At 72.3% G+C, this 23,499-nt stretch carries 22 protein-coding genes; 17 read left to right on the top strand and 5 right to left on the bottom strand.

What is annotated here, in order from left to right; translation table 11 throughout:
- Positions 1 to 26 precede the first annotated feature (26 nt).
- Entirely contained in the window at positions 27 to 872 is an 846-nt protein-coding gene (locus ACZ5SK_RS19305; RefSeq protein WP_443041212.1) for a pyrimidine reductase family protein, read from the bottom strand.
- 37 nt (positions 873 to 909) lie between these two features.
- On the opposite strand from ACZ5SK_RS19305, the gene zapE reads away from it, so the two are divergent.
- The 11 genes from zapE to ACZ5SK_RS19360 all read left to right on the top strand — a co-directional run bounded on the left by zapE (position 910) and on the right by ACZ5SK_RS19360 (position 12,809).
- Positions 910 to 2,016: a cell division protein ZapE gene (zapE, locus tag ACZ5SK_RS19310; RefSeq protein WP_334576286.1), complete on the top strand. Its 1,107-nt coding sequence runs from the start codon at positions 910 to 912 to the stop codon at positions 2,014 to 2,016.
- A 183-nt stretch (positions 2,017 to 2,199) separates the two neighbouring features.
- Positions 2,200 to 2,613 carry a hypothetical protein gene (locus ACZ5SK_RS19315; RefSeq protein WP_334576288.1) on the top strand — a complete coding sequence of 138 codons (414 nt, stop codon included), beginning with the start codon at positions 2,200 to 2,202 and terminating at the stop codon, positions 2,611 to 2,613.
- A gap of 91 nt (positions 2,614 to 2,704) precedes the next feature.
- Positions 2,705 to 3,286 (top strand): carbonic anhydrase, encoded by a 582-nt coding sequence (locus ACZ5SK_RS19320; RefSeq protein WP_334576289.1) that lies wholly within the window; start codon positions 2,705 to 2,707, stop codon positions 3,284 to 3,286.
- An 8-nt stretch (positions 3,287 to 3,294) separates the two neighbouring features.
- On the top strand, positions 3,295 to 4,803 hold the full coding sequence (locus ACZ5SK_RS19325) for a SulP family inorganic anion transporter (RefSeq protein WP_334576290.1): 1,509 nt from the start codon (positions 3,295 to 3,297) through the stop codon (positions 4,801 to 4,803).
- A 138-nt stretch (positions 4,804 to 4,941) separates the two neighbouring features.
- Positions 4,942 to 5,781, top strand: coding sequence for a slipin family protein (locus tag ACZ5SK_RS19330; protein WP_334576292.1), 840 nt, complete (start codon positions 4,942 to 4,944; stop codon positions 5,779 to 5,781).
- Between the two features lie 156 nt (positions 5,782 to 5,937).
- A complete protein-coding gene (locus ACZ5SK_RS19335; protein WP_361705340.1) occupies positions 5,938 to 6,831 on the top strand; it encodes a polysaccharide deacetylase family protein in 894 nt (297 codons plus the stop codon).
- A gap of 43 nt (positions 6,832 to 6,874) precedes the next feature.
- Entirely contained in the window at positions 6,875 to 7,576 is a 702-nt protein-coding gene (locus tag ACZ5SK_RS19340) for a peptidyl-tRNA hydrolase (protein ID WP_334576294.1), read from the top strand.
- 160 nt (positions 7,577 to 7,736) lie between these two features.
- On the top strand, positions 7,737 to 9,119 hold the full coding sequence (locus ACZ5SK_RS19345) for an MbnB/TglH/ChrH family RiPP precursor modification enzyme (RefSeq protein ID WP_334576296.1): 1,383 nt from the start codon (positions 7,737 to 7,739) through the stop codon (positions 9,117 to 9,119).
- 242 nt (positions 9,120 to 9,361) lie between these two features.
- A complete protein-coding gene (locus ACZ5SK_RS19350) occupies positions 9,362 to 10,138 on the top strand; it encodes a DUF4142 domain-containing protein (protein ID WP_334576297.1) in 777 nt (258 codons plus the stop codon).
- Positions 10,139 to 10,257: 119 nt separating this feature from the next.
- Positions 10,258 to 11,034, top strand: a complete 777-nt coding sequence (locus tag ACZ5SK_RS19355) for a TIGR04222 domain-containing membrane protein (RefSeq protein WP_334576298.1) — start codon at positions 10,258 to 10,260, stop codon at positions 11,032 to 11,034.
- 131 nt (positions 11,035 to 11,165) lie between these two features.
- A complete protein-coding gene (locus ACZ5SK_RS19360) occupies positions 11,166 to 12,809 on the top strand; it encodes an alpha/beta hydrolase (RefSeq protein WP_468156495.1) in 1,644 nt (547 codons plus the stop codon).
- On the opposite strand, the gene hemQ is transcribed toward ACZ5SK_RS19360, so the two are convergent.
- Complete coding sequence (gene hemQ, locus ACZ5SK_RS19365) at positions 12,810 to 13,541, bottom strand: hydrogen peroxide-dependent heme synthase (RefSeq protein ID WP_079658904.1); 732 nt, start codon at positions 13,539 to 13,541, stop codon at positions 12,810 to 12,812.
- Positions 13,542 to 13,546: 5 nt separating this feature from the next.
- Positions 13,547 to 15,004, bottom strand: a complete 1,458-nt coding sequence (gene hemG, locus ACZ5SK_RS19370; RefSeq protein WP_334576301.1) for a protoporphyrinogen oxidase — start codon at positions 15,002 to 15,004, stop codon at positions 13,547 to 13,549.
- A gap of 171 nt (positions 15,005 to 15,175) precedes the next feature.
- Between hemG and ACZ5SK_RS19375 the strand changes: the two genes are divergently transcribed.
- Together ACZ5SK_RS19375 and ACZ5SK_RS19380 are read left to right on the top strand one after the other, a co-directional pair.
- Complete coding sequence (locus ACZ5SK_RS19375; RefSeq protein WP_334576303.1) at positions 15,176 to 16,165, top strand: DUF4349 domain-containing protein; 990 nt, start codon at positions 15,176 to 15,178, stop codon at positions 16,163 to 16,165.
- 27 nt (positions 16,166 to 16,192) lie between these two features.
- Complete coding sequence (locus ACZ5SK_RS19380; protein ID WP_468576333.1) at positions 16,193 to 17,575, top strand: FAD-dependent oxidoreductase; 1,383 nt, start codon at positions 16,193 to 16,195, stop codon at positions 17,573 to 17,575.
- A gap of 93 nt (positions 17,576 to 17,668) precedes the next feature.
- Here the strand turns inward: ACZ5SK_RS19380 and ACZ5SK_RS19385 are convergent, their stop codons facing one another.
- Positions 17,669 to 17,938, bottom strand: a complete 270-nt coding sequence (locus tag ACZ5SK_RS19385) for a hypothetical protein (protein ID WP_319342429.1) — start codon at positions 17,936 to 17,938, stop codon at positions 17,669 to 17,671.
- 126 nt (positions 17,939 to 18,064) lie between these two features.
- Here ACZ5SK_RS19385 and ACZ5SK_RS19390 point away from each other — a divergent pair, with 126 nt between their 5' ends.
- Positions 18,065 to 18,877: a rhomboid family intramembrane serine protease gene (locus ACZ5SK_RS19390; protein ID WP_334576308.1), complete on the top strand. Its 813-nt coding sequence runs from the start codon at positions 18,065 to 18,067 to the stop codon at positions 18,875 to 18,877.
- A 6-nt stretch (positions 18,878 to 18,883) separates the two neighbouring features.
- Here ACZ5SK_RS19390 and hemE read toward each other — a convergent pair whose 3' ends face one another.
- Entirely contained in the window at positions 18,884 to 19,951 is a 1,068-nt protein-coding gene (hemE, locus tag ACZ5SK_RS19395; RefSeq protein ID WP_334576309.1) for a uroporphyrinogen decarboxylase, read from the bottom strand.
- 481 nt (positions 19,952 to 20,432) lie between these two features.
- On the opposite strand from hemE, the gene ACZ5SK_RS19400 reads away from it, so the two are divergent.
- The 3 genes from ACZ5SK_RS19400 (at position 20,433) to ACZ5SK_RS19410 (ending at position 23,401) form a co-directional block, all read left to right on the top strand.
- Positions 20,433 to 21,059 carry a DUF3000 domain-containing protein gene (locus tag ACZ5SK_RS19400; RefSeq protein WP_334576310.1) on the top strand — a complete coding sequence of 209 codons (627 nt, stop codon included), beginning with the start codon at positions 20,433 to 20,435 and terminating at the stop codon, positions 21,057 to 21,059.
- A 243-nt stretch (positions 21,060 to 21,302) separates the two neighbouring features.
- On the top strand, positions 21,303 to 21,962 hold the full coding sequence (locus ACZ5SK_RS19405) for a helix-turn-helix transcriptional regulator (RefSeq protein ID WP_079658912.1): 660 nt from the start codon (positions 21,303 to 21,305) through the stop codon (positions 21,960 to 21,962).
- 149 nt (positions 21,963 to 22,111) lie between these two features.
- Positions 22,112 to 23,401 carry a ribonuclease D gene (locus ACZ5SK_RS19410; RefSeq protein ID WP_334576311.1) on the top strand — a complete coding sequence of 430 codons (1,290 nt, stop codon included), beginning with the start codon at positions 22,112 to 22,114 and terminating at the stop codon, positions 23,399 to 23,401.
- Positions 23,402 to 23,499: the final 98 nt, after the last annotated feature.

Below are 23,499 nucleotides of genomic sequence, written 5' to 3' on the forward strand. Positions count from 1 at the left end.
GGTAATGATCGAACGTGTTTCCGGCATCACGGCTTTCGATACCTGCTGAACAGGAATCCCTCCTCCTCCAGGAGGGATGCCAGTACGAACCGCTGCGGAACCGCGACCGACGGCCCGCCCGCGATCCGCTGCGCGTCGCCGGCGGTGAGCATCGGGGCGACGGTCAGGCAGAGTTCGTCGAGAACCCCGGAGGCGACGAACTGCCCCAGCAACCGGGGGCCGCCCTCCGTCAGCAGCCGGGTGTGCCCGAGTCCGGCGAGGGCCTCCACGGCCCGGGCCGGGTCCACGCCCATGCCGTCACCGGCGATCACCACCTGCGCGCCCGCCCGCTGCGCGGCCGCGACCCTGTCGGGGGCCGCCGCGGCGCCCGTCAGAAGCAGGGTGGGCACCAGTGGCGAGGTGAAGAGCGGGAGCGAGAAGTCCAGGTCGAGGCTGGCGGTGACCACCGCGACAACCGGGGCGGGCCCCTGCCCGGCCGCCTCACGCCGCCCTGCGAACTCGGCACGCGCGCGTGCGGGCCGGTAGCCCTCCAGGCGTACCGTTTCCGCGCCGACGACCACCACGTCCGCGAGCCCCCGCAGGGTGCCGAAGATCCGCATGTCGGTGGCGGTGGAGATGGGCTGCGAGCGCCCGTCGTGCTGGGCGGCGCCGTCGAGCGTGGACACCATGTTGGCGCGCAGCCAGGGCCGCGGCTCCCCGGGGCCGGGCTCGGGGTAGGCGTAGGCGTCGGCGAGCTCGTCGAGGCTCCACTCGTGGTCCGCCGCCGCGTGGCCGCCCGCCCCGGCGGTCCCGGGCTCGCCGGGAGCCCCGGGCGGCCTCCCGCCGGAGTCGGTCGTCACTGTCTGGTCGGTCACAGGGAACAGCCGTCGCATGCCAGGCAGTCTGGCACGCCCCGTAGCATGGGGAACCGTGTCGTCCTCCTCCCTCGTCCCCGGCATCGGCCCGATAGCCGACGCGGCCCCGGCCTCCCTCTGCACCCGTCAGCCGCATGTCCCCGCGGACCGGCTGGTCGCCGAGATGGTGCCGCCGCCGCGCTTCGACTCGGTGCGTTTCAGCACGTACATCCCGGATCCGAACCAGCCCAGCCAGACCGAGGCGGTCGGCGTCCTGGAGGGCTTCGCGGCCGGACTCGGCGGGGCGCATGCCACCGGTACCGCCAAACGGGGGTTGTTCGGCTTCGGCAGGGCGAAGGCGGCCAAGGCGCCCGCCGGCCCACGCGGCGTCTACCTCGACGGCGGCTACGGCGTCGGCAAGACGCACCTCCTGGCGTCCCTGTGGCACGCCACCCCCGCCGCGCCGGACCTCAAGGCGTTCGGCACCTTCGTCGAGCTCACCAACCTCGTCGGCGCCCTCGGCTTCCAGCAGACGGTGCGCACGCTCTCCGGGCACCGGCTGCTGTGCATCGACGAGTTCGAGCTGGACGACCCCGGCGACACCGTTCTCGTCTCCACGCTGCTCGGGAAGCTGGTCGACGCGGGCGTCGCGCTCGCCGCCACCTCCAACACCCTGCCCGGCAAGCTCGGCGAGGGCCGGTTCGCGGCCGCCGACTTCCTGCGCGAGATCCAGGGCCTGTCGGCGCACTTCCGGGCGCTGCGCATCGACGGCGAGGACTACCGCCACCGCGGGCTGCCCAAGGCGCCGGCGCCGTACTCCGACGAACAGGTGGCGAAGGCGGCGTACGCCACCGAGGGCTCCTCGCTCGACGACTTCCCGCATCTGCTGGAGCACCTCGCCAAGGTCCACCCGAGCCGTTACGGCGCGCTCACGGATGGCCTGAAGGCGGTCTGTCTCACGGACGTGCAGCCGGTGCCCGACCAGTCCACGGCCCTCAGGCTCGTGGTCCTGGCCGACCGGCTCTACGACCGCGAGGTCCCGGTCCTGGCCTCCGGACTGCCCTTCGACCGGCTGTTCAGCGAGGAGATGCTGAACGGCGGGTACCGCAAGAAGTACTTCCGCGCGATCTCCCGGCTCACCGCGCTGGCTCGCGACGCGGGGCGACTCATAGAGACCCCCTAGTCGATCTTGGCCGCCAGGTCAAGAGTCGGTTCGCGCCACCCACCCCTCAATTTTGAGGCGCACCTCATCTCGAAACGCCGAGTTAACCCTGCAAACAACTTCGCAGGGTTAACGTGTTTCTTGACCAGTCGTTGACCAACCGTTGGTCTGGGCTGGAAGAGCGAATCGTGGGGAGGGAGGCGCATGTTCCGAGGTACGACGGCCCGAGCCGTGATCGCGGTCCTCGCCGCCGTGCTGCTCGCCCTCCCCTTCTTCGCTCCCACGTCATCCTTCGCACACGCGCACACGGTGCGTCAGGCCGAGGCCAAGACCCAGCCCGGAATCAAGCTCTCCGCCAAGGCGAAGCGCGACGAGATCGCCACGCTGCGCGACTGCGACCGATCCGGCGGCCTCGCCGACCCCCTGCGCACCCGCGAACGTCACCGCGCCGCCACCTCCGCCTCCGCCGCCTCGGCGCCCCAGGAGCCCGAGCGCGCGCTGCTGGCGCAGGATCCCGCGGCCGAGCATCAGCCGGCCCGGCCCGGCGACCCCTATCACCGCTCGTCGAGATCCTCGACGGCCCACTCTCCGGCGGCACTTCAGGTCTTCCGCTGCTGAGAGAGCAGAGCGCAGCAGCAGTTCCCCCACCTGTCCTGTGTCCTGCACATCCGACGCGCCCCCACGGCGCGCCAGGAGGAGTCACCACGTCATGCAGCCCCTCATCGACAACGCCCGTACGTTCGGACAGCGCCCTGAGGAGTTCGCCAAGCTCGCCGAAGGCCAGTCCCCGCAGGTGCTCTTCATCACCTGCTCCGATTCGCGGGTCGTTCCCGCCCTGATCACGGGCGCCCGCCCCGGCGAGCTCTTCGAGCTGCGCACCGCGGGCAACATCGTGCCCCCGTACGTCTCCGACCGCCCCACCGGCGAGGCGGCCACCATCGAGTACGCCGTGGAGGTCCTCGGCGTCCAGGACGTCGTGGTCTGCGGCCACTCGCACTGCGGCGCCATCGGCGCGCTGGTGCGCGGCGACGACCTCGACGGCGTCCCCGCCGTCCGCGACTGGCTCGCGCACGCCGCGGACGAGCCGGGTTCCACCGACCCCGACGACCCGACGGTCATGCGGGCGGTGCAGAACCACGTGCTCGCCCAGCTGCTGCGGCTGCGCTCCTATCCGTGCGTGGAGAAGCGGCTGGCCGACGGCCGGCTGCGGGTGCGCGGCTGGTACTACGAGGTCCACACCGGCGCCGTACGCGAACACCGCGTGGACACCGACGGCTTCGAGGCCCTGTGAGCGCCGCGATGACCAACGAGACCCCCCAGCGAATATCCAGGTTCCCCCACCTCAAGCAGGACTTCGCCGCTTCACTCGTCGTGTTCCTGGTGGCGCTCCCGCTGTGCGTGGGCGTGGCCGTGGCCTCCGGCGTGCCGGCCGAGCTCGGGCTCGTCACCGGCATCGTCGGCGGCATCGTCACCGGGCTGATGCGGGGCAGCAGCCTGCAGGTGTCCGGTCCGGCGGCCGGACTGACCGTGCTGGTCTTCGAGGCGGTGCAGGAGTTCGGCCTGCCCGCCCTCGGAGTGATCGTCCTTGCGACCGGCGCTCTGCAGATCGCCATGGGCGCCCTGAAGCTGGGGCGCTACTTCCGGGCCATCTCGGTCTCGGTCGTCGAGGGCATGCTGGCCGGAATCGGCCTGGTGCTGATAGCCGGTCAGCTGTATTCGGTGGTCGGCGCCAAGGCGCCGGAGTCCGGCCTGGGGAAGATCGCCGGGCTGCCCGAGGCGCTCGTGGACGCGGTCGGCAACGCCGACGCGTCGGCCTCGCTCGCGCTCGGCGCCGGCACCATCGCCGTACTGGTGTTGTGGAAGCGTTTGCCGGCAAAGGTCCGGACGGTGCCCGGTCCGCTCGCCGCGGTGGGCCTGGCGACGCTCGCCGCGCTGCTGCTGAACCTGCCCGTGGCCACCGTCGAGGTACAGGGCCTGCTCGGTTCCATCCAGCCGCCGCCCCTGTCCGCCTTCGGCGACCTGGCAGCGGTCGGTCTACTCGGGACGATCGTCGCGTTCACCCTGATCGCGTCCGCCGAGTCGCTGTTCAGCGCGGCGGCGGTGGACCGGCTGCACGACGGCCCGCGCACCGAGTACGACAAGGAGCTGATGGCGCAGGGCGCGGGCAACGCCCTGTGCGGAGTGCTCGGCGCGCTGCCCATGACCGCGGTGATCGTGCGCAGCGCGGCCAACGTGCAGGCGGGCGCGCGGACGAAGGCGTCCCGCGTGCTGCACGGGCTGTGGCTGCTGCTGTTCGCGGCCCTGCTGCCGGACGTGCTGGCGTACATACCCATCCCGGCGCTGGCCGGCATCCTCGTGCACGCGGGCGCCAAGCTCGTGCCCGTGCGGGCGATCGTGGGGCTGTGGCGCGAGCACCGCGGCGAGGCGCTGATCCTGGTCGTCACGGCCGTGTCGATCGTCGCGGTCAGCATGTTCGAGGGCGTCCTCATCGGTCTCGCGCTGGCCGTCGCCAAGACCGCGTGGGAGGCCTCTCACCTGCGGCTGGAGGTCGTCGACAAGGGCGCAGGACCCGTGCAGGCGTATCTGTCGGGCAACGCGACGTTCCTGCGCCTGCCGAAGATCCTCGACAGCCTGGAGTCCCTCCCGCAGGACCGCCCCGTCGAGCTGGACCTCTCCGGCCTGCACCACCTCGACCACGCCTGCCGTACGGCCCTGGAGACCTGGGCCGAGCGGCACAGCGCGGTCGGCACGGAGCCGGTGAAGGTCACGGAACCGGTAAAGGTGGCGGAACCGGTTACGGCCGGCTAGCGCACGAAGCGGCTCGCAGCGCCCTGGCGCTCGCTGTCCGGCCCGGAGCCCACCGCGTGGCCCCGGGCCGCACGCCGGGCATATCGTTGCATAAGCAGGCAGAACGGCTGTTACAGACCTCTTGCTGAGGAGGTCGTCATGCTCGAGGAGTTGCTGGGCGCGGCCGCGGTGGTCGCCGCCGGGGGCCTTGTGTACCTGGGGGCGGCCGCCCGGGTCGTCAAGCAGTACGAGCGCGGGGTGGTCCTTCGGCTCGGCCGGCTGCGCGGTGACGTCCGACCGCCGGGCTTCACGCTGGTCGTCCCGGCCGTGGACCGGCTGCGCAAGGTCAACATGCAGATCGTGACGATGCCCATTCCCGCCCAGGAGGGCATCACCCGCGACAACGTGACCGTGCGGGTCGACGCGGTCGTGTACTTCCGGGTGGTGGACGCGGCGGCCGCGATCATCAACGTCGAGGACTACCGTTTCGCCGTCTCGCAGATGGCGCAGACCTCACTGCGGTCGATCATCGGCAAGAGCGAGCTGGACGACCTGCTGTCGAACCGGGAGAAGCTCAACGAGGGCCTGGAACTGATGATCGACAGCCCGGCCATCGGCTGGGGCGTGCAGATCGACCGCGTCGAGATCAAGGACGTGTCCCTGCCGGACACCATGAAGCGCTCGATGGCCCGCCAGGCCGAGGCCGACCGTGAGCGACGGGCGCGGATCATCAACGCGGACGCCGAGCTCCAGGCGTCGAAGAAACTCGCCGAGGCGGCGGAGCAGATGTCCGACCAGCCCGCCGCGCTCCAGCTGCGGTTGCTCCAGACGGTCGTGGCGGTGGCCGCCGAGAAGAACTCCACGCTCGTCCTGCCGTTCCCGGTGGAGCTGCTGCGCTTCCTGGAAAAGGCCCAGCAACCGCTCCCGCCACCTCCCCAGCAGCAACAGCCCCTGCCGCCTGCCCCACCACCGCCTCCCCCGAAAGCCGTCGACGAGTAAAGACGAGTAACGGGCGTCTTTGCGCCGACGAACCGCGCACCGCCGCGCCCGCCGTTCTCGTCCTGCTGAGCAAGCGAGAGCCCGGGCGGGTGATGCCATCGAAGACGCGGCCATATATCCGCACAGCCCGCGACGCACTCCTCATACATTCATACGATGATCACTCCGGTACGTCGCTTCGCCGCCCTCTGCGTCCTCGGCACCGCCCTCGGCAGCCTCACCGCCTGCGGCACCGCCGCCCAGGAACCGCCTGCCGCCCACCCGGCCGCCCCCGCCCACACCTCCCCCGCCCCTCGCACCCCCGCTGCCCCCGGCAAGACCGCCGCTCCCTCCCGGCCCCCCACACTGGCCCCCGGCCCGGCCGGTCTCACCCCCGTCTTCCGCAACGCCCCCCGCACCGCCGGCAAAACCGTCGCCCTCACCTTCGACGCCGACATGACCGCCGACGAAGGGGCCAGAGCCGCGTCCGGTGAGCACTTCGACAACCCCGGGCTGATCGCGGCGCTGCGCGCGCTGAAGGTGCCGGCCACCGTGTTCATGACCGGCCGCTGGGCCGAGGAGTACCCGGACCAGGCCCGCTCGATCGGCCGCGATCCGCAGTTCGAGCTCGCCAACCACTCCTACAGCCACTACGCGTTCACCGACGACTGCTACGGCCTGCCGACCGTCCCCGCGGACCGGATGCGGGCGGACGTGGAACGGGCGTACGCGGCGTTCCGCAAGGCCGGGGTGCCGAACGCGATGCCCTACTTCCGTTTCCCCGGCGGCTGCTACGACCAGCGGGCGCTGCGCGCGGTGAGCGGCACGGGCGTGACCGCGGTGCAGTGGGACGTGGTCAGCGGGGACGCGTTCGCGACGGACGCGGACGCGGTGGCCAGGCAGGTGCTGGAGGGCGTGAAGCCGGGCTCCGTCGTCGTCATGCACTGCACCCGCAGCGCCGCGCCGACGACCGAGCGGGCGGTGCGCACGATCGTGCCGGAGCTGCGCCGACAGGGATACCGGTTCGTCAAGGTTTCCGAGCTGATCGGGGCGGCGAGCGGACGACGGTGATGCCGTCCTCCGGGCGTTTCGGCGAGTCCAGTAGCCTGCGTCTGTGAGTGAGAGTCCCTTCCAGACCGAGCCGAACCCCCGTGATCAGGCTCCCCAGTTCGTGTTGCCGCTCGTCGTGCGGGTGGAGAAGGCCGCGCCGCCCGCCCGTACCGACGCTCTGGAGACCGCCGCTCGTGCGGTGCTCGTGATGCTCGGTGATGAGCGGTCCGTCGGGGACGGCGCGTGGGCGCAGGTCATGCGGGACTGGCAGGACGCCCGGATCCGGAAAGTCGTCCGGCGGGCTCGGGGGGCCGAGTGGCGGCGGGCCGAGGAGTTGCCGGGGATCACCCTCACGGGGAAGTCGGCGCAGGTGCGGGTGTTCCCGCCGGTGCCGTTGGACGGATGGCCGAAGGAACTGGCGAAGCTGCAGGTTTCCGGAACCGATTTCGACGACCCGGAACCGCCCGCGGGCGTCGAACCGGGGACGGCCGTGCTGTGGATGAGCCCCGAGGTGCAGATGTCCGCGGGGAAGGCGATGGCGCAGGCCGGGCACGGCGCGCAGCTCGCCTGGTGGGAACTGTCGGACGAGGAACGGGACGCCTGGCGCGAGGCGGGGTTTCCGCTCGCCGTGCGGATCGCGGAGCCGGACCGGTGGCGTGAGCTCACGGTGAGCGGACTGCCGCTGGTGCGGGACGCCGGGTTCACCGAGATCGCGCCGGGCAGCTGCACGGTGGTCGCGGAGCATCCCGCCCTGCGCACCCGCTGATCTCCTTCGCCCGCCTTTCCCCTCCGCGTCTCGCCTCCCTCGGTCTCCCGCCGTGCCCGAACCTCAAATGTTGCTCTGAAGGCGGATGGCGAGCGGTTCGGCCGACGGCGGTGGGGTCATACCACCGTCACCACCGAGGGGGACGAAGGAGGCGGGGGCCATGATGCGACTGGGGACGGGAATCGGCTGGCGGCCGGAGATCGCGGACGCCGTGGAGCGGATGCCGGGCGTCGACTGGGTCGAGACCGTCGCCGAGAACGTGTGTCCCGGACATCTGCCCGACTCCTTGCTGCGGCTGCGCGAGCGCGGGGTCACCGTGATCCCGCACGGCGTCTCGCTCGGGCTCGGCGACGCGGAGCGGCCCGACGAGGGGCGCCTCGCGGCCCTCGCCGAGCGGGCCGAGGCGCTGGGGTCGCCGCTGGTCACCGAACACATCGCGTTCGTCCGTGCGGGCGGCCCCCTGACGGCGTCCCCGCGGCTGGAGGCCGGGCATCTGCTGCCCGTGCCGCGCACCCGCGACGCCCTCGACGTACTGTGCGAGAACGTGCGCATCGCGCAGGAGGCGCTGCCCGTGCCCCTCGCCGTCGAGAACATCGCCGCGCTCGTCGCATGGCCGGGCGAGGAGATGACCGAGGGGCAGTTCCTGTACGAGCTGGCCGACCGCACGGGCGTGCGACTGCTCATCGACGTCGCCAACCTGCACACCAACCACGTCAACCGTGGCGAGGACCCCGCCAAGGCGCTCGCCGAACTGCCCCTGGACGCCATCGCCTACGTCCATGTCGCGGGCGGCTTCGAGCGGGACGGCGTCTGGCACGACAGCCACGCCCACCCGGTGCCCCGGCCGGTCCTCGACATCCTGACCGACCTGGCGTCCCGGGTGTCGCCGCCGGGTGTACTGCTGGAGCGGGACGAGAACTTCCCCGAACCGGCCGAGCTGGAGCGGGAATTGGACGCGATCCGGAAGGCCGTCGAGCGCGGCGCGCAGGAGCGCGGGGCGCAGGAGCGCAGGACAGAGGAGAGCGCCGTCGTGCGGGTCCGGTCGGGCGGGGGGAAGCGCGCCACGACGGCGGACGAATCCTCTTCGGCCGCCAGGGAGACGGAACCGACCGCCTGCGACGACGAGACGGCGGCTGCCCGCCAGCGCCTCGGCCTCGCCCAGACGGCTCTGCTGTCCGCGCTCGTGGCCGGGACACCGGTGCCCGAGGGCTTCGACCGGGTGCGGCTCGGTGTACAGGCCAGGGCGCTGGCGGCGAAGCGGGCGGACGTGGTGGCGAAGGTGGCCCCCGAGTTGCCGCTCATCCTCGGAAACGGTTACCGAACCGCGTTCGTCGCGTACGCCCAGGGGCATCCGATGCGCGGCGGCTGTCGGCAGGACGCCCTCGACTTCGCCGAGGAGCTGCTGCTGGGCGGACGGCTGACGGAGGTCCGGTCCCGCCGCGAGCTGCGCCGCTGGTGGCTGGACCGCTCGGGACCGGCACCACGACCGACGTCACGGCTGGGTCAGGTGGGACGGGTGGGGCGGTCGTTGATCCGACGGTGACGGATGTGCCGGGGTTAACACCGCCCACCGCGCTCGAGACACTCGACGCTCTCGCCACGTATCCCAACCGTTTACCGCCCGTTTCTACCGCTTTGCCACCTCGTTCCACTCTCCCGCTTCACCAGATATGTCCGTAATGCAATTATTCGCCCCTGTACGGCAGTTGACGGAACCGGCGAAGTAATATGCCAGTCCCCGCAACCGAAGCGCACTAGCGTGCAGTGCCGCGAGCAGGAGGCACCATGCGCCCGCGACCCCCGATCAAGGGCAGAGGCATCTTCAGTGGTACCGGGCTCATCCTCACGGGCCTGGCGGCGACCCTCGCGGCGCTGGTCTTCCCGATCTGGTCGTACACCGACCGCTCGGGCACGGGAGTGGACGTGCTGAACGCGCAGAGCGTGTCGACGCAGTACGGGCCGCTGTCCGCGCTGGACCGGGAGTTCGTCACCAAGGTCCGGCTGGCCGGGCTGTGGGAGCTGCCCGCCGGCCGGCAGGCGCAGACGAAGGGCACGACCGAGGCCGTGCGGACGGCGGGCCGGCACCTCGTCGCGGGGCACACCTTCCTGGACGAGCGGGTACGCTCCGTCGCCTCCCGACTGGGCCTCGCATTGCCGAACGAGCCCAACGAACAGCAGAAGGGCTGGCTGCGCGAACTCGACGCGGCGCAGGGCGAGCAGTACGACTGGAAGTTCGCCAACCTCCTGCGCCTCGCGCACGGCCGGGTGTTCTCCGTCGTCGCCCAGGTGCGGGCCAGTACCCGCAACTCGCTGGTGCGCGAGCTCGCCGACGACGCCAATACCACCGTGCTGGACCACATCAAGATCCTCGAGGCCACCGGGTACGTCGACTTCGACGCCCTCGCCCGGGACATGGCCACCGGCAGCACACCGCCGCTCACCAACTCATCCGGCCAGCCCGGCCCGACGACCGATCCGGGGTGGGCCGTACCGGCCGCGCCGTCGCCGTATCCCACGTACACACTGCCGCCGGCCGCGGCCAGCCCACCGCCCGGTTCCTGAACCCAGCTCCGGCCCCGGGCCCGGACGAAGGCAAGCGGAACGTCACATACCCACCACGCTCGGTCCGGATAGTGAACAAGGCATGGCGTTTCCTGGGGCGTCTGGCATAGAAACACGGCATGGTCTGGGTGCTTCTCCTGCTGCTGGCATGGGCCGTCGCGGGCGCGGCGTGCACACGCCTGTGCCTGGCCGCCGTCCGGGCGGCGACCGTCGACGAGAACGCCGGCCTCGGACATGACCTGACGCTCTACGAGGCGGCCTTCCTGTCCGGCGGCCCCGGCCGGGTCGCCGACCTCACCATGGTCTCCATGGCACGCCAGCAGCGGCTGCTGCTGGCGCACACCGGCTGGGCGACCGTCGTGGACCCGCGCGGGCGCGACGACATGGAACGGTCGGTCATAGGAGCCATCGGCCCGCAGGGGCAGTCCCGTATCGCGCCGGTGCGGGCCGCCGCGTCGGCCGCGGACGCGGTGCGCGGCCTCGCCGACCGGCTCGTCAGCGCCGGCCTGGCGGTGCCCGACGGGGCCCGTACGACGGTCGCGGCCGGGGTACGGCAGGTGCAGTTCGCCGCCGTGGTCGTCCTCGGGCTGGGCGCGACCGCGCTGCTGGTCCCCGCGACCCCCGACATGCCCCGCGCGCTCGTCGCGCTCTGGTTCGCGCTGCCCCTCGCCCTGACCCTGAGCTGTCTGGCCATAGCGCGGGTCGAGGCGCACCCGTACTCGCGCTGGGCCTCCCCGGCCGGGCAGCGGCTGCTGGGCGCGCTGCCCCGGCGCGCCGGGAGCACGGGGGACGACCGTACGTATCTGACCTCCGTCGCCGTACGCGGGATCCGTGCGGTCGGTGAGCCGGACCTGCGGGCGGCGTTCGCGCATCGCGAGCAGTCCGGGCGGGACTGAGACCGGGCGCGCTCGACCACCAGGGTGCGCACAAGGGGCATTGGCGCCGACACCCGCCGGTGGTGCTTGCCTTCCCCCACGACCGAACCAAACATCCCTTTTGTCGCCGCCGCGCACCGAAGGGACACCCGATGAGAGCCGCCGCCCTCCACTCGGCCGCAGGAGCCCTGCTGCTGACCGCACTCTCCGCCCTCCCCGCGGCCGGCGCCCCGGCGGTCGGCGTCCCGAACGCCCCCGGCCTGCCCGTCGCCGCCGCCCCCGGCATCGCCACGGGTGTCGCGCTCGCCGCCGCGCGGGCCGCGGCGAAGGGCGTCGACTTCGGGAACTGCTCCGACGCGCAGGACCTGCCCGGCAGCATGCAGTGCGGCACGGTCGTCGTCCCGCTGGACTACGCCCGCCCCAACGGCAGGCAGCTCAAACTGACCGTCAGTCGGGTGCGGGCCACGCACCGGGACCCGCACAACAGCAAGCTCCGGGTGCCCCGGCAGGGCGCGCTGGTCTTCAACCCGGGCGGTCCCGGCGGCTCCGGGCTGTACTTCCCGCTGATCGGGCTGCTGCCGGAGTGGAAGCGGATCGGGGCGGCCTACGACCTCGTCGGCTACGACCCGCGCGGGGTCGGCCGTTCGGCGCCCCTGTCCTGCCAGGATCCCAAACGTTTCTTCAAGGGCCCCTCCCCCGCCCCGGTCCATCCCTCGGAGTCGTACAAGCGGGAGCGCATCGCGCAGGCGAAGGCGTACGCGCAGGGCTGTGGGAAGCGGGCGGGCAGCGCCCTGCGGCACTACAACTCGCTCAACAACGCCCGTGACCTGGACGTGCTGCGCGCCGCGCTGGGCGAGGAACGGCTGACGTTCATGGGGGCGTCGTACGGCACGTACTTCGGGGCGCTCTACGCGACCCTGTTCCCCTCGCATGTGCGGCGGATGGTGTTCGACGCGGCCGTGAACCCGGACCCGGCGCAGATCTGGTACCGCAACAACCTCGACCAGTCGGCGGCGTTCGAGAGCCGCTGGACGGACTTCCGGGAGTGGATCGCCGAGCACGACGACGTGTACGGCCTGGGCCGCACGGCGGAGGCGGTGCTGGCCGGGTACGAGCGGGCCCGGGCCCGGCTGGCCGCGGCGCCGGCCGGCGGGACGGTGGGGCCGGGCCAGCTCCAGAGCGCGTTCTTGCAGGCCGGGTACTACGACGACTACTGGCCGGCCCGGGCGCAGGCCCTGTCGGAGTACCTGAAGGGCGATCCGAGGCAGCTGATCGCGCAGGCCGGGCCGGTGCGGGAGGCCGCCGCGGAGGCGGAGAACGCCAATGCCGTGTACACGGCCGTGGAGTGCAACGACGCCTCGTGGCCGACGGACTGGAAGGTGTGGGACCGCGACAACACGCGGCTCGCGCGCGTCGCGCCGTTCGAGACATGGGACAACGTGTGGGCGAACCTGCCGTGTGCGTTCTGGCCGGCGCCCCGGCAGCGGCCGCTCGACGTGCGGACCGGTCCGGGAGAGCTGCCGCCGACGCTGATCCTGGCCGCCGAGCGGGATGCTGCCGCGCCGTACGCCGGCGCCCTGGAGATGCACCGGCGGCTGACGGGCTCGGTGCTGGTGACCGAGCGGGACTCCGGCACCCACGGCATCGCGGGCGGTCCCAACGCCTGCGTCAACGGCTATCTGGACGCCTATCTGCTCCAGGGCCGGCTCCCGGTGCGGCGCGCGGCCTGCGCACCGCACCCGGAACCGCGACCGCCGGCCCCGTCCAAGGAGCAGGCCGACCGGCCCAGGAGCTGATCAGGCGAGCCCTGCGACCAGTTCGGCCACCGACTTGCGGCGGCCCGTGTAGAACGGGACCTCCTCGCGGACGTGCATACGGGCCTCGGAGGCGCGCAGGTGGCGCATGAGGTCGACGATGCGGTACAGCTCGTCGGCCTCGAAGGCCAGGATCCACTCGTAGTCGCCGAGCGAGAACGAGGCGACCGTGTTGGCGCGGACGTCCGGGTAGCCGCGGGCCATCTTGCCGTGGTCGGCGAGCATGCGGCGCCGGTCCTCGTCGGGCAGCAGATACCAGTCGTAGGAGCGCACGAAGGGGTAGACGCTCACGTAGTCGCGGGGGGTCTCGTCGGCGAGGAACGCCGGGATGTGCGAGCGGTTGAACTCGGCGGGGCGGTGCAGCGCCATGTTCGACCAGACCGGCTCCAGGGCGCGGCCGAGCCTCGTGCGACGGAAGAGGTTGTACGCCTCCTGGAGCTGGTCGGCGGTCTCGGCGTGCCACCAGATCATGACGTCGGCGTCGGCGCGCAGACCGGACACGTCGTAGGTGCCGCGGATCGTCACATCCTTGGCGGCGAGCTGGTCGAACAGCTCCTGGACCTCGTCGGCGTAGCCCGCGCGGTCCTCGGGGAGCACGTCCTTCAGCCTGAAGACGGACCACAGGGTGTAGCGGATGACCTCGTTGAGGTCCTTGGCCAGCTTGCCCTTGTTGGGGATCCTGCCGGCCTCGGTGGTGGGGGCGTCGTCACTCATGGTTCTCATTCTCCCGCTCCGCCGTGCAGACTCTGCACCGGGTTGGCCGTGAGCTCCCGGACGGCGCTCAGGTCGCCGCGGAGCTGGTCCACCGCGGCGTACGCGCTCGCGATGCAGGCCGGGATGCCGACGCCGTCGTACTGCGCGCCGCACACGGCGAGGCCGGCGAGTTTCGCGACGTGCTCGCGGATGCGGGCCACCCGCGCGTGGTGGCCGACCGGGTACTGGGGCAGGCCGTCCGTCCAACGGGTGACGCGGGTTTCGAGGGGCGTCGCCTCCAGGCCGGTGGCCTCGCGCAGGTCGTGCCGGGAGACGTCGACGAGTTCCGCGTCGTCCTTCTGGAGGATCTCCGTCTCGCCGTACCGCCCCACGGAGGTGCGCAGCACGACCGTGTCGGGGTCCTGGTCGGCGATCCAGCCCCACTTCTGGGAGGCGAAGGTGGAGGCCTTGATCGTGCGGCCGTCGACGGGCGGGACGAGGAAGCCGCTGCCGTCGGGCAGGGCGGCCTCGGTGCGCCGGTAGGCGAGGGTGATAAGGGCCATGGAGGCGTACTCCACCGTGCGCAGTTCGGCGGCGGCCCCGGGGGACTCGACGGCCAGCAGTGCGGCGGCGGCCGGTGCGGGGACGGCGACGACCACGGCGGCGGCGCGCAGCACCCGCTCCCCCGCGGTGACCTGCCAGCCGCCCGCGGGCTCCCGGCGCAGCCCGGTCACCGGCACGCGCGTGTGGATCTCGGCGCCGCGCGCCCGGACGGACTCGGCGACCGCGAGCGGCAGCGAGCCCACGCCGCCCTCGATGCCCATGAACACGGGCCCGGTCTGCCGGCCGGCCGCCGCCTTGGCCTGGATCTCGCGGACGGCCTGCGTCAACGACGTGTGCGTGCGCGCCGCCTGGAAGAGCTGCGGGACCGCCGAGCGCATCGAGATCCGGTAGGCGTCACCGGCGTACACCCCGCCCAGGAGCGGCTCGATGAGACGGTCGACCACCTCGCGGCCCAGGCGGGCCGCCACGTACTCCCCCACCGCCACGTCCTCCCCGACCTCCGTGCGGGGCAGGTCGGCGTCGCGCTCGATTCGGGCGAGGCCCTCGTCGGACAGGACGCCGGAGAGGGCGTCCGCGGTGCCGGGGACGCCCATGACGTGGCCTTTGGGCATGGGGCGCAGGGCGCCGCGGGTCCAGATCGAGGCCGTGGCGGTGGCCGGCGGCCGCAGGCGGTCGTCGAGGTCCACCTCGCGCGCGAGGGCGACCGCCTCGGGCCGGCGGGCCAGCATCGACTCGGCGCCGAAGTCCACGCGCACGCCCGCGATCTCGCCGGGCAGCAGCTTGCCGCCCACCCGGTCGGACGCCTCCAGCACGGTCACCCGCGCGCCGTGCGCCAGCAGCCGGTGGGCCGCGGCCAGCCCGGCGATTCCGGCGCCGATGACCACGACGTGCTGCCCCGTGCCCGTACCCGTTGCGCTCATGTCCCCACTCTCTCAGACCCCACTGACACTCCCGCCGCCACTCCCGCCGCGCCCCGGTGTCCTCCCCGCGTCCCGACCGTGACCTCTTCGGAACCGATCCCCGCCAACGTCTGGGCCCACCCGGACGTCGAAGGAGCGGTTAAGTCGCCACGACCCTCGGGGGGCACCCACATGAGCACACGACGATCCGCACGACCCGCCCACGTCCTGCCCGGACTCCTGCTGGCCGGCGCGCTCGCGCTCACCGGATGCAGCGGCGCGGACGACACGGACGCGGGCGGTAAGGCCGACAAGGCCGCCGTCTCGGAGGCCGGCGCCGGGGACGCGGCCTCCGGGAACTCGGCCGCCCAGGACGCCAAGGAGGGCGCGGGCGCGAGCGCCTCGAAGGCCACCGCCGCGCCGAAGCTCACGGCGAACCGCATCATCCGCACGGCCTCCCTGACCGTGCAGGTCAAGGACGTGCCGAAGGCTCTCGACGAGGCCCGCGCGACCACCGAGAACGCGGGCGGCTATGTCGGCGACGAGACGACCGTCCGGGACCAGGACGGCGCCGAGCGGACCCGGGTGGTGCTGCGGGTGCCCGTCGAGAAGTACGACGACGTCCTCGCCGCCCTTCAGGGCGCGGGCAAGCTCCTTGAGCGCACGGCGAAGGCCCAGGACGTCACCGACCAGGTCGTCGACGTCGACAGCCGCATCGCCTCGCAGCGCGCCAGCGTCGCCCGGGTCCGCGAGCTGATGGACCGGGCCACCAAGCTGAGCGACGTGGTCACCCTGGAGGGCGAGTTGAGCAGCCGGGAGGCCGATCTGGAGGCGCTGCTCGCCGAGCAGGCCTCCCTGAAGGACCGCACGAACCTGGCGACCGTCACCCTGACCCTGTCCCAGAAGCCGGTCGCCCCGGCCGCCGAGGACGACGATCCGGGGTTCGTGGACGCGTTGGCCGGCGGCTGGGACGCCTTCGTGACGATGCTGCGCTGGATCGCCGTCGCGTTCGGCGCGGTGCTGCCCTTCCTCGCGGTGGCCGCCCTGCTCCTGCTGGCGTGGCTGCGGCTGGTACGACCGCGGCGGCGCGCGGCGCGGGCGGGCGAGCCCGGGAGCTACGGCACGGGGGCCGGCAGCACGGGGGCGAGCGTGCCGACGGCGGGCGAGCCCGAGCAGGACTGAACTGCGAGCCCCCCGTAGCGTGTTCGTATGAGCATCGAGCGACTGGTCGTGATCGGCGGTGACGCCGCGGGCATGTCCGCGGCGTCCCAGGCCCGCCGGCTGAAGGGGCCCGAGGAACTGGAGATCGTCGCCTTCGAACGCGGCCACTTCACGTCCTTCTCGGCGTGCGGGATCCCGTACTGGGTGGGCGGCGACGTCACCGAACGGGACGATCTGATCGCCCGCACGCCCGAGGAGCACCGCGCGCGCGGGATCGACCTGCGGCTGCGCACCGAGGTCACCGAGATCGACGTGGCCGGACGACGGGTACGCGCGCGTGACGTCGATTCCGGGGCACAGTCCTGGACGTCGTACGACAAGCTCGTCATCGCGACCGGGGCCCGCCCGATCCGGCCGGACATGCCGGGGGTGGACGCGCCGGGCGTGCACGGGGTGCAGACGCTCGACGACGGGCAGGCGCTGCTCGACACGCTGGCACGCGCGCGGGGGAAGCGGGCCGTGGTCGTGGGAGCCGGGTACATCGGCGTGGAGATGGCCGAGGCGCTCATCAACCGCGGCTACGAGGTGACGGTCGTCAACCGGGGCAGCGAGCCGATGTCGACCCTGGACCCGGACATGGGCCGACTGGTGCACCGGGCCATGGAGGGCCTGGGCATCACCATGGTGAACGACGCCGAGGTCACCGAAGTGCGCACGGCCGGGGACGGCCGGGTGCGGGCGGTGGTGACCGAGGACGACGAGTACCCGGCGGACGTGGTGGTGCTGGGCATCGGCGTCCGCCCGGAAACCGGTCTCGCAAAGGCCGCCGGACTGCCTCTCGGCGCGCACGGCGGGCTGCTCACGGACCTCGCGATGCGGGTGCGCGGCCCCCTCGCCGACGGGTCGATCTGGGCCGGGGGCGACTGCGTCGAGGTCCTCGACCTGGTCTCCGGCCAGGAACGCCACATCGCCCTCGGCACCCATGCCAACAAGCACGGCCAGGTCATCGGAACCAACGTCGGCGGCGGTTACGCAACGTTTCCCGGCGTGGTCGGCACGGCCGTCAGCAAGGTCTGCGACCTGGAGATCGCCCGCACGGGTCTGCGCGAGAAGGACGCGCGCAGGGTCGGCCTCCAGTTTGAGACCGTCACCATCGAGTCCACCAGCCGCGCCGGTTACTACCCCGGCGCCTCCCCCATGACGGTCAAGATGCTCGCCGAACGAAGGACGGGCCGTCTGCTGGGCGTCCAGATCGTCGGAAGGGAGGGCGCGGGCAAGCGCGTCGACATCGCGGCGGTGGCCCTGACGGCCGGAATGACGGTGGAACAGATGACGGCCCTGGACCTGGGGTACGCGCCGCCGTTCTCACCGGTGTGGGACCCCGTACTGGTAGCGGCAAGAAAGGCGTCGGCGAAAGTACGGAACTTCTAGGCGGGCGTAAGGTCAACTGGCCCAGGGTGCGCGGGGAACTGTGCGACCGGTCCCCCACGCACCCGCCCTCAGGCGCCCGCCCCGCAACGCTCCTTAAGCGGTTCCGGTCAGTCGCGGCAGCGCAGAAACCGCCGCGGTGGCCGGCTGTTCCGCCGGCTTCGCATGCGCCGCGACCGCCGGCCGCGTCCGCAACCGGTTGCTGACAGCCTCGTCCAGCGTCACCGGCCGCTGCATCTGCGAAGCGAGCCGCCCGGCCTCCTGGCCGAGCCGCGCCACGTCCTCCCAGGGCAGCCGGATCACCAGGGAGATCTCCGCCTCGCCGTCGGGCGTGGCGTGCATCGTGGGAGTAACTCGGTCGTTCATTCGCCTGTTCCTCACGTCGTCCCCGCGGCCCGCCTTCCTCGTGCCGCGAGCGGTTGCCGGTTCATACGCACCCGTGGGGACCCGCGTTCACCGGTTCGTCGAACGGATCGGGGGCAGTACTTCCTTGTGGTCATCCCCGTCCATGACGTGAACCCCGTGCGCCGCACCCCCGTGGTGACGTACGCGCTGATCGCGGTGAACGTCTTCGTCTTCTGGTTCATGCCCGGCCTGTCGGGCTCCGTGGCGGGCGACAGCAGCCTGGCCCAGACGTGCCATCTGCACGCCTTCCTGGATCACTACGCGGCCGTGCCACGCGAGTTGATCCACCATCAGCTGCCGCAGCTCGTCCCCACCGGTGAGACCATGGGTGCGACCTGCCAGCTGGGGCCGCCGGGCTACGACAAGTCGCCGGCGCTGAGCGTCCTCACCGCGATGTTCCTGCACGGCGGCTGGCTGCACCTGCTGGGCAACATGCTGTTTCTGCTGATCTTCGGAAACAACATCGAGGACCGCATGGGGCACGTCCGCTTCGCGCTCTTCTACGTCGCCTGCGGCTACGCGGCGTCGTACGGCTTCGCCGTCCTCAACGCCGACTCGACCGATCCGTTGATCGGCGCGTCGGGGGCGATCGCAGGGGTGCTGGGCGCGTACCTGGTGCTGTATCCCAAGGCCAGGGTGTGGGTGCTCGTCCCGTTCCTGGTGTTTCTGCCGTTGCGCCTGCCCGCCTGGCTGGTGCTGGGTTTCTGGTTCGTGCTGCAGGCGGTGTACTCCTCGGGCGAGGGCGTCTCCGGCGCGGGCACCGTGGCGTACGCGGCGCATGTCGTGGGCTTCCTCGCGGGCATGCTGATGGCCTGGCCGCTCAAGCCGGGCACACCGCCGCCGCCGGAGCCGCGCGGCCTGCTGTTCGGCAGACGGGCCCGGCCCCGGCACACATGGTGAGACCTGTTACCGGCCGGTCTGCGTGTGGACGTACTCGACCAGGCGGGTCAGCGCATCCGGGTCGGTGGACGGCATGACGCCGTGGCCGAGGTTGAAGACGTGGCCCTCCAGGCCGGCGGCCGCGTCGAGCACCTCTCGGGTCTTGGTCTCGACGGCCTCGGCGCCGGCGAACAGCACCGTCGGGTCGAGGTTGCCCTGCAGTGCCTTGCCGGGGCCGATCCGGCGGACGGCCTCGTCGAGCGGGACGCGCCAGTCGACGCCGACGACGTCCGCGCCGGCCTCGCCCATGAGCTTCAGCAGCTCGCCGGTGCCCACGCCGAAGTGGATGCGCGGGACGCCGTAGCCCTCGACGGCGCGGAACACCTTCGCGGAGGCGGGCAGCACCGAACGGCGGTAGTCGGCCGGGGCGAGCGCGCCGGCCCAGGAGTCGAAGAGCTGGACGGCGCTCGCGCCCGCCTCGATCTGCACCTTCAGGAAGGCGGCCGTGATCTCCGCGAGGCGGTCCAGCAGGTCGGCCCAGAGCTCCGGGTCGCCGTACATCATCGCCTTGGCGTTCTCGTACGTGCGCGACGGACCGCCCTCGACGAGGTAGCTCGCCAGGGTGAACGGCGCCCCCGCGAAGCCGATCAGCGGGGTGGCGCCGAGCTCGGCGGTCAGCTGGCCGATGGCCTCGGTGACGTAGGAGACGTCCTCGGGGGTGAGGTCGCGCAGCTGGGCGAGGTCGGCGCGGGTGCGGATCGGCTTCTCGACGACCGGGCCGACGCCGGGCTTGATGTCGAGGTCGACGCCGATCGCCTTGAGCGGGACGACGATGTCGCTGAAGTAGATCGCCGCGTCCACGTGGTGCCGGCGGACCGGCTGGAGGGTGATCTCGGTGACCAGGTCGGGCCGCATGCAGGACTCGAGCATCCCGACGCCCTCGCGGACCTTGCGGTACTCCGGCAGCGAGCGCCCGGCCTGCCGCATGAACCACACGGGCGTGTGCGGCACGGGCTCACGCCTGCACGCCTTCAGAAAGGCACTGTCGTACGTCGCTGTCGGCTGCCGGCCCGCAGGGCTCTCGTTCACGCTCACGCCGGCAAGTCTCGCACGCCCCCAAACCCCCCGAGCCGGCCCCCTGCTCGCTCTCCGCCCCGCTCCCGCCGGAACTCCCCCACGCCCGCGCAACACCCCCACCCCACCTCGACCACGCCCCCGCGCACCTCTGCCGTTGCCGGCCCGGCCATGCCCCCGCAGGCCCCCATGCCACGCCCCACCGCGCCCGTTACAACACCTCCGCACGCCCGCCACGCCCTCCCCGGACGCCCACCATGCCCCCCCGCCACGCCTCCAGCGGGCCCTGCCCGACCCTCGGTGCACCTGGCTCGGCCCGGCCGTGTCCCGTCGATGTCTGCGGCAGGTGTGTTCGAGGAGGGTGGGCCGTGTGTCTGTTCGCCCAGCGCGCATCCGTCCGCGAGCAGCGCAGGGGTGTCTTGCCCTGCGCGAAGGCCCCGTTCCCCTTAATCTTCCCCGCATGGCTGCGGCTCAGGGACGACTGTCGGACGACGCTGGCGGGATGGATGACGCGAACGAGGGGGACCGGGATGGGAGCACGTCGGCTCCGTTGCCTTTCCGGGCCGCCGTCGACGCGCTGAGGGCGACGCGACTGCGGCCGCAGATCGAGGTCGAGCCGACACCGGCTCCCAAGCGGCTCGCCCCGTTCGCGTACGCGCTGGAGGCGGCGGTCGTGGACGGCGAGCAGGATCTGGCGGACGGACGGCTGGTGCTGCTGCACGACCCGGCGGGGCACGACGCCTGGCGGGGAACGTTCCGGCTGGTGACCCTCATCCGAGCCGAGCTGGAACCCGAGATGGCCGCCGACCCGCTGCTGCCGGAGGTGTGCTGGTCGTGGCTGACCGGCGCGCTCCAGGCGCGCGGGCTGGCGTACGGGGAGCCGAGCGGGACCGTCACGCGCGCGAGCTCACACTACTTCGGCGGGCTGGCGGAGCGGCCGGCGGCCTCGCAGATCGAGATCCGGGCCTCCTGGACGCCTCGCGAGGGCGTGGGCGGGGTGCCGGACACGGCGGCGCACCTGACGTCCTGGTGCGACTTGCTGGCGCAGGTCGCGGGGCTGCCGCCGGCCGGGCCGGGGGACGCGTCGGTGGTGACGCTGCCGCAGCGCAGGGGGCCACACTCACGTTGACCATCTCTTTGTCGATACGGCCATTTTCGGTCCCGTAAGAAGCCCACTTAAACCGACTCGATCTTCGGATGATCGATCGCATGTCCGAATCGCACAGATTGTTACTCACTAGATCGTGATCATTCTCTAAAGGACCCCGGGTTCGCTGCCGAAGACGACTGTGACCTTGAAAGCACGGTTCGTCCCGGCTTCCTCCCCACAAGCCCCACGAGCCGGCCCCCCGTCCCCCATCCAGGAGGCCTGGTGTCCGTTCTCCTCGAGCAGCCCGCAAGCCTGGTCGCCTACCGCCCGAACAAGCCCACCGCCATGGTGGTCGTGGCCGACCCGCGCGTCCGCTCCACCGTCACCCGTCATCTCTGGGCGCTCGGTGTGCGCGACGTCATCGAGGCCTCGTCCATCGCGGAGGCTCGTCCCCGCATCGGCAACCCCCGCGACATCTGCGTCGCCGACGTCCACCTGCCCGACGGCTCCGGCCTCACCCTTTTGTCGGAGACCCGCGCCGCGGGCTGGCCCAACGGGCTGGCCCTCTCCGCCGCCGACGACATCGGCGCCGTGCGCAACGCCCTCGCGGGCGGTGTCAAGGGCTACGTCGTCACCGGTACCCGCACCAACCTCGGTCTCCCCAACCGACCCGGTGCCGCCCCCCTCGGCTCGGCCGCCCGCCTGCACCGCCGCCCCCCGGGTGCCCCGAGTCACCCGGGTGGCTACCGCGAGCTCTCCGGCCGTGAGGTCGAGGTGCTGCGGCTGGTCGCGGAGGGCCAGTCGAACAAGGCGATCGGTGTCTCGATGGGCCTGTCGGCGCTGACCGTCAAGAGCCACCTGGCCCGCATCGCCCGCAAGCTCGGCACGGGCGACCGCGCCGGCATGGTCGCGGTGGCCCTGCGGACCGGCATCATCCACTGACTCCACTGACCGACCGGCAGCACCGCAAGCCCTACGAGCAGCCCCGTCACCCCGATCATTCACCGACCTGACCGGTTTACGACCCTCTCGCGTCCGCCGACGGAACGTTCCGTCGGCGGACGCCGTCCATACACAGATACCCTTGACAGGTGACCGACGCCCAAGAAACCGCAGCAGCCAGTTCACTGCGAACCACCGGAGGCGCCCCTCCGGACGACGGCGAATCTACTGATTCCGGGGCGCCGACACCGTTGCTCGAACCACGCGAGGGCATCCCTCCCGTGATCGCCGACGAGGCCTCCCTCGCCGAGGTGATCGCCGCCCTCGCCGCCGGCTCCGGCCCCGTCGCCGTGGACGCCGAGCGGGCTTCCGGCTATCGCTACGGCCAGCGCGCCTATCTGGTGCAGCTGCGTCGCGAGGGCGCCGGCAGTGCGCTGATCGACCCCGTGGCCTGCCCCGACCTGTCCGCGCTCGGCGACGCCCTCTCCGACGTCGAGTGGGTCCTGCACGCCGCCACCCAGGACCTGCCGTGTCTGCGCGAGATAGGCATGGTGCCGACGCGGCTGTTCGACACCGAGCTGGCCGGACGGCTCGCCGGGTTCCCGCGGGTCGGCCTCGGCGCGATGGTCGAGGGGGTGCTGGGCTTCGTCCTCGAAAAAGGCCACTCCGCGGTGGACTGGTCCACGAGGCCGCTGCCCGAGCCGTGGCTGCGCTACGCGGCCCTCGACGTCGAGCTCCTGGTCGACCTGCGTGACGCGCTGGAGAAGGAGCTGGACCGGCAGGGCAAGCTGGAGTGGGCCCGCCAGGAGTTCGACGCGATCGCGTCCGCCCCGCCGCCCGAGCCCCGCAAGGACCCGTGGCGTCGTACGTCCGGCATGCACAAGGTGCGCCGGCGACGGCAGCTGGGAGTCGTGCGCGAGCTGTGGCAGACGCGGGACAAGATCGCGCAGCGGCGGGACGTGTCGCCGGGCAAGGTGCTGTCCGACGCGGCCATCGTGGAGGCCGCGCTCGCCCTTCCGGCGAACGTGCACGCGCTGGCCGCGCTGAACGGGTACGGGCAACGGATGGGGCGGCGGCAGCTGGAGCAGTGGCAGGCCGCGGTCGACCGGGCGAAGGAGCTGAGCGAGTCCCAGCTGCCCCAGCCGGGGCAGCCGGTCGCGGGGCCTCCCCCGCCGCGGGCCTGGGCCGACAAGGATCCGGCGGCGGCCGCGCGGCTCAGTGCGGCGAGAGCGGCCGTCTCGGCGTTGGCCGAGGAGCTGAACATGCCCCAGGAGAACCTCGTGGCCCCCGACGCGGTGCGACGGGTGTGCTGGGAGCCGCCGAAGGCGCTGGACCAGGAAACGGTTGCGGCAGCACTTGCCTCGTACGGCGCGCGGCCCTGGCAGGTGGAGCAGGTTACGCCTGTCCTGGTTGCCGGGCTGGCCGGCCAGGATGCCTAACCCTGGGTATTCAGCGGAATTGGGCGGGCTGACGTCCCGATAGCAGAAAGGTGCCGTTGACCTGCGAGGATGCGAGTGTCTAGATCGTATCCGTGGCA

The organism is Streptomyces sp. NPDC031474 (genome assembly GCF_055581185.1).

Excerpts from the sequence above, each read along its gene's own strand:
- ACZ5SK_RS19305 (WP_443041212.1), bottom strand. The coding sequence starts at position 872 with ATGCGACGGCTGTTCCCTGTGACCGACCAGACAGTGACGACCGACTCC.
- ACZ5SK_RS19315 (WP_334576288.1), top strand. The coding sequence starts at position 2,200 with ATGTTCCGAGGTACGACGGCCCGAGCCGTGATCGCGGTCCTCGCCGCC.
- ACZ5SK_RS19320 (WP_334576289.1), top strand. The coding sequence starts at position 2,705 with ATGCAGCCCCTCATCGACAACGCCCGTACGTTCGGACAGCGCCCTGAG.
- ACZ5SK_RS19325 (WP_334576290.1), top strand. The coding sequence starts at position 3,295 with ATGACCAACGAGACCCCCCAGCGAATATCCAGGTTCCCCCACCTCAAG.
- ACZ5SK_RS19330 (WP_334576292.1), top strand. The coding sequence starts at position 4,942 with ATGCTCGAGGAGTTGCTGGGCGCGGCCGCGGTGGTCGCCGCCGGGGGC.
- ACZ5SK_RS19335 (WP_361705340.1), top strand. The coding sequence starts at position 5,938 with ATGATCACTCCGGTACGTCGCTTCGCCGCCCTCTGCGTCCTCGGCACC.
- ACZ5SK_RS19345 (WP_334576296.1), top strand. The coding sequence starts at position 7,737 with ATGATGCGACTGGGGACGGGAATCGGCTGGCGGCCGGAGATCGCGGAC.
- ACZ5SK_RS19350 (WP_334576297.1), top strand. The coding sequence starts at position 9,362 with ATGCGCCCGCGACCCCCGATCAAGGGCAGAGGCATCTTCAGTGGTACC.
- ACZ5SK_RS19355 (WP_334576298.1), top strand. The coding sequence starts at position 10,258 with ATGGTCTGGGTGCTTCTCCTGCTGCTGGCATGGGCCGTCGCGGGCGCG.
- ACZ5SK_RS19360 (WP_468156495.1), top strand. The coding sequence starts at position 11,166 with ATGAGAGCCGCCGCCCTCCACTCGGCCGCAGGAGCCCTGCTGCTGACC.
- hemQ (WP_079658904.1), bottom strand. The coding sequence starts at position 13,541 with ATGAGTGACGACGCCCCCACCACCGAGGCCGGCAGGATCCCCAACAAG.
- hemG (WP_334576301.1), bottom strand. The coding sequence starts at position 15,004 with ATGAGCGCAACGGGTACGGGCACGGGGCAGCACGTCGTGGTCATCGGC.
- ACZ5SK_RS19375 (WP_334576303.1), top strand. The coding sequence starts at position 15,176 with ATGAGCACACGACGATCCGCACGACCCGCCCACGTCCTGCCCGGACTC.
- ACZ5SK_RS19380 (WP_468576333.1), top strand. The coding sequence starts at position 16,193 with ATGAGCATCGAGCGACTGGTCGTGATCGGCGGTGACGCCGCGGGCATG.
- ACZ5SK_RS19385 (WP_319342429.1), bottom strand. The coding sequence starts at position 17,938 with ATGAACGACCGAGTTACTCCCACGATGCACGCCACGCCCGACGGCGAG.
- ACZ5SK_RS19400 (WP_334576310.1), top strand. The coding sequence starts at position 20,433 with ATGGATGACGCGAACGAGGGGGACCGGGATGGGAGCACGTCGGCTCCG.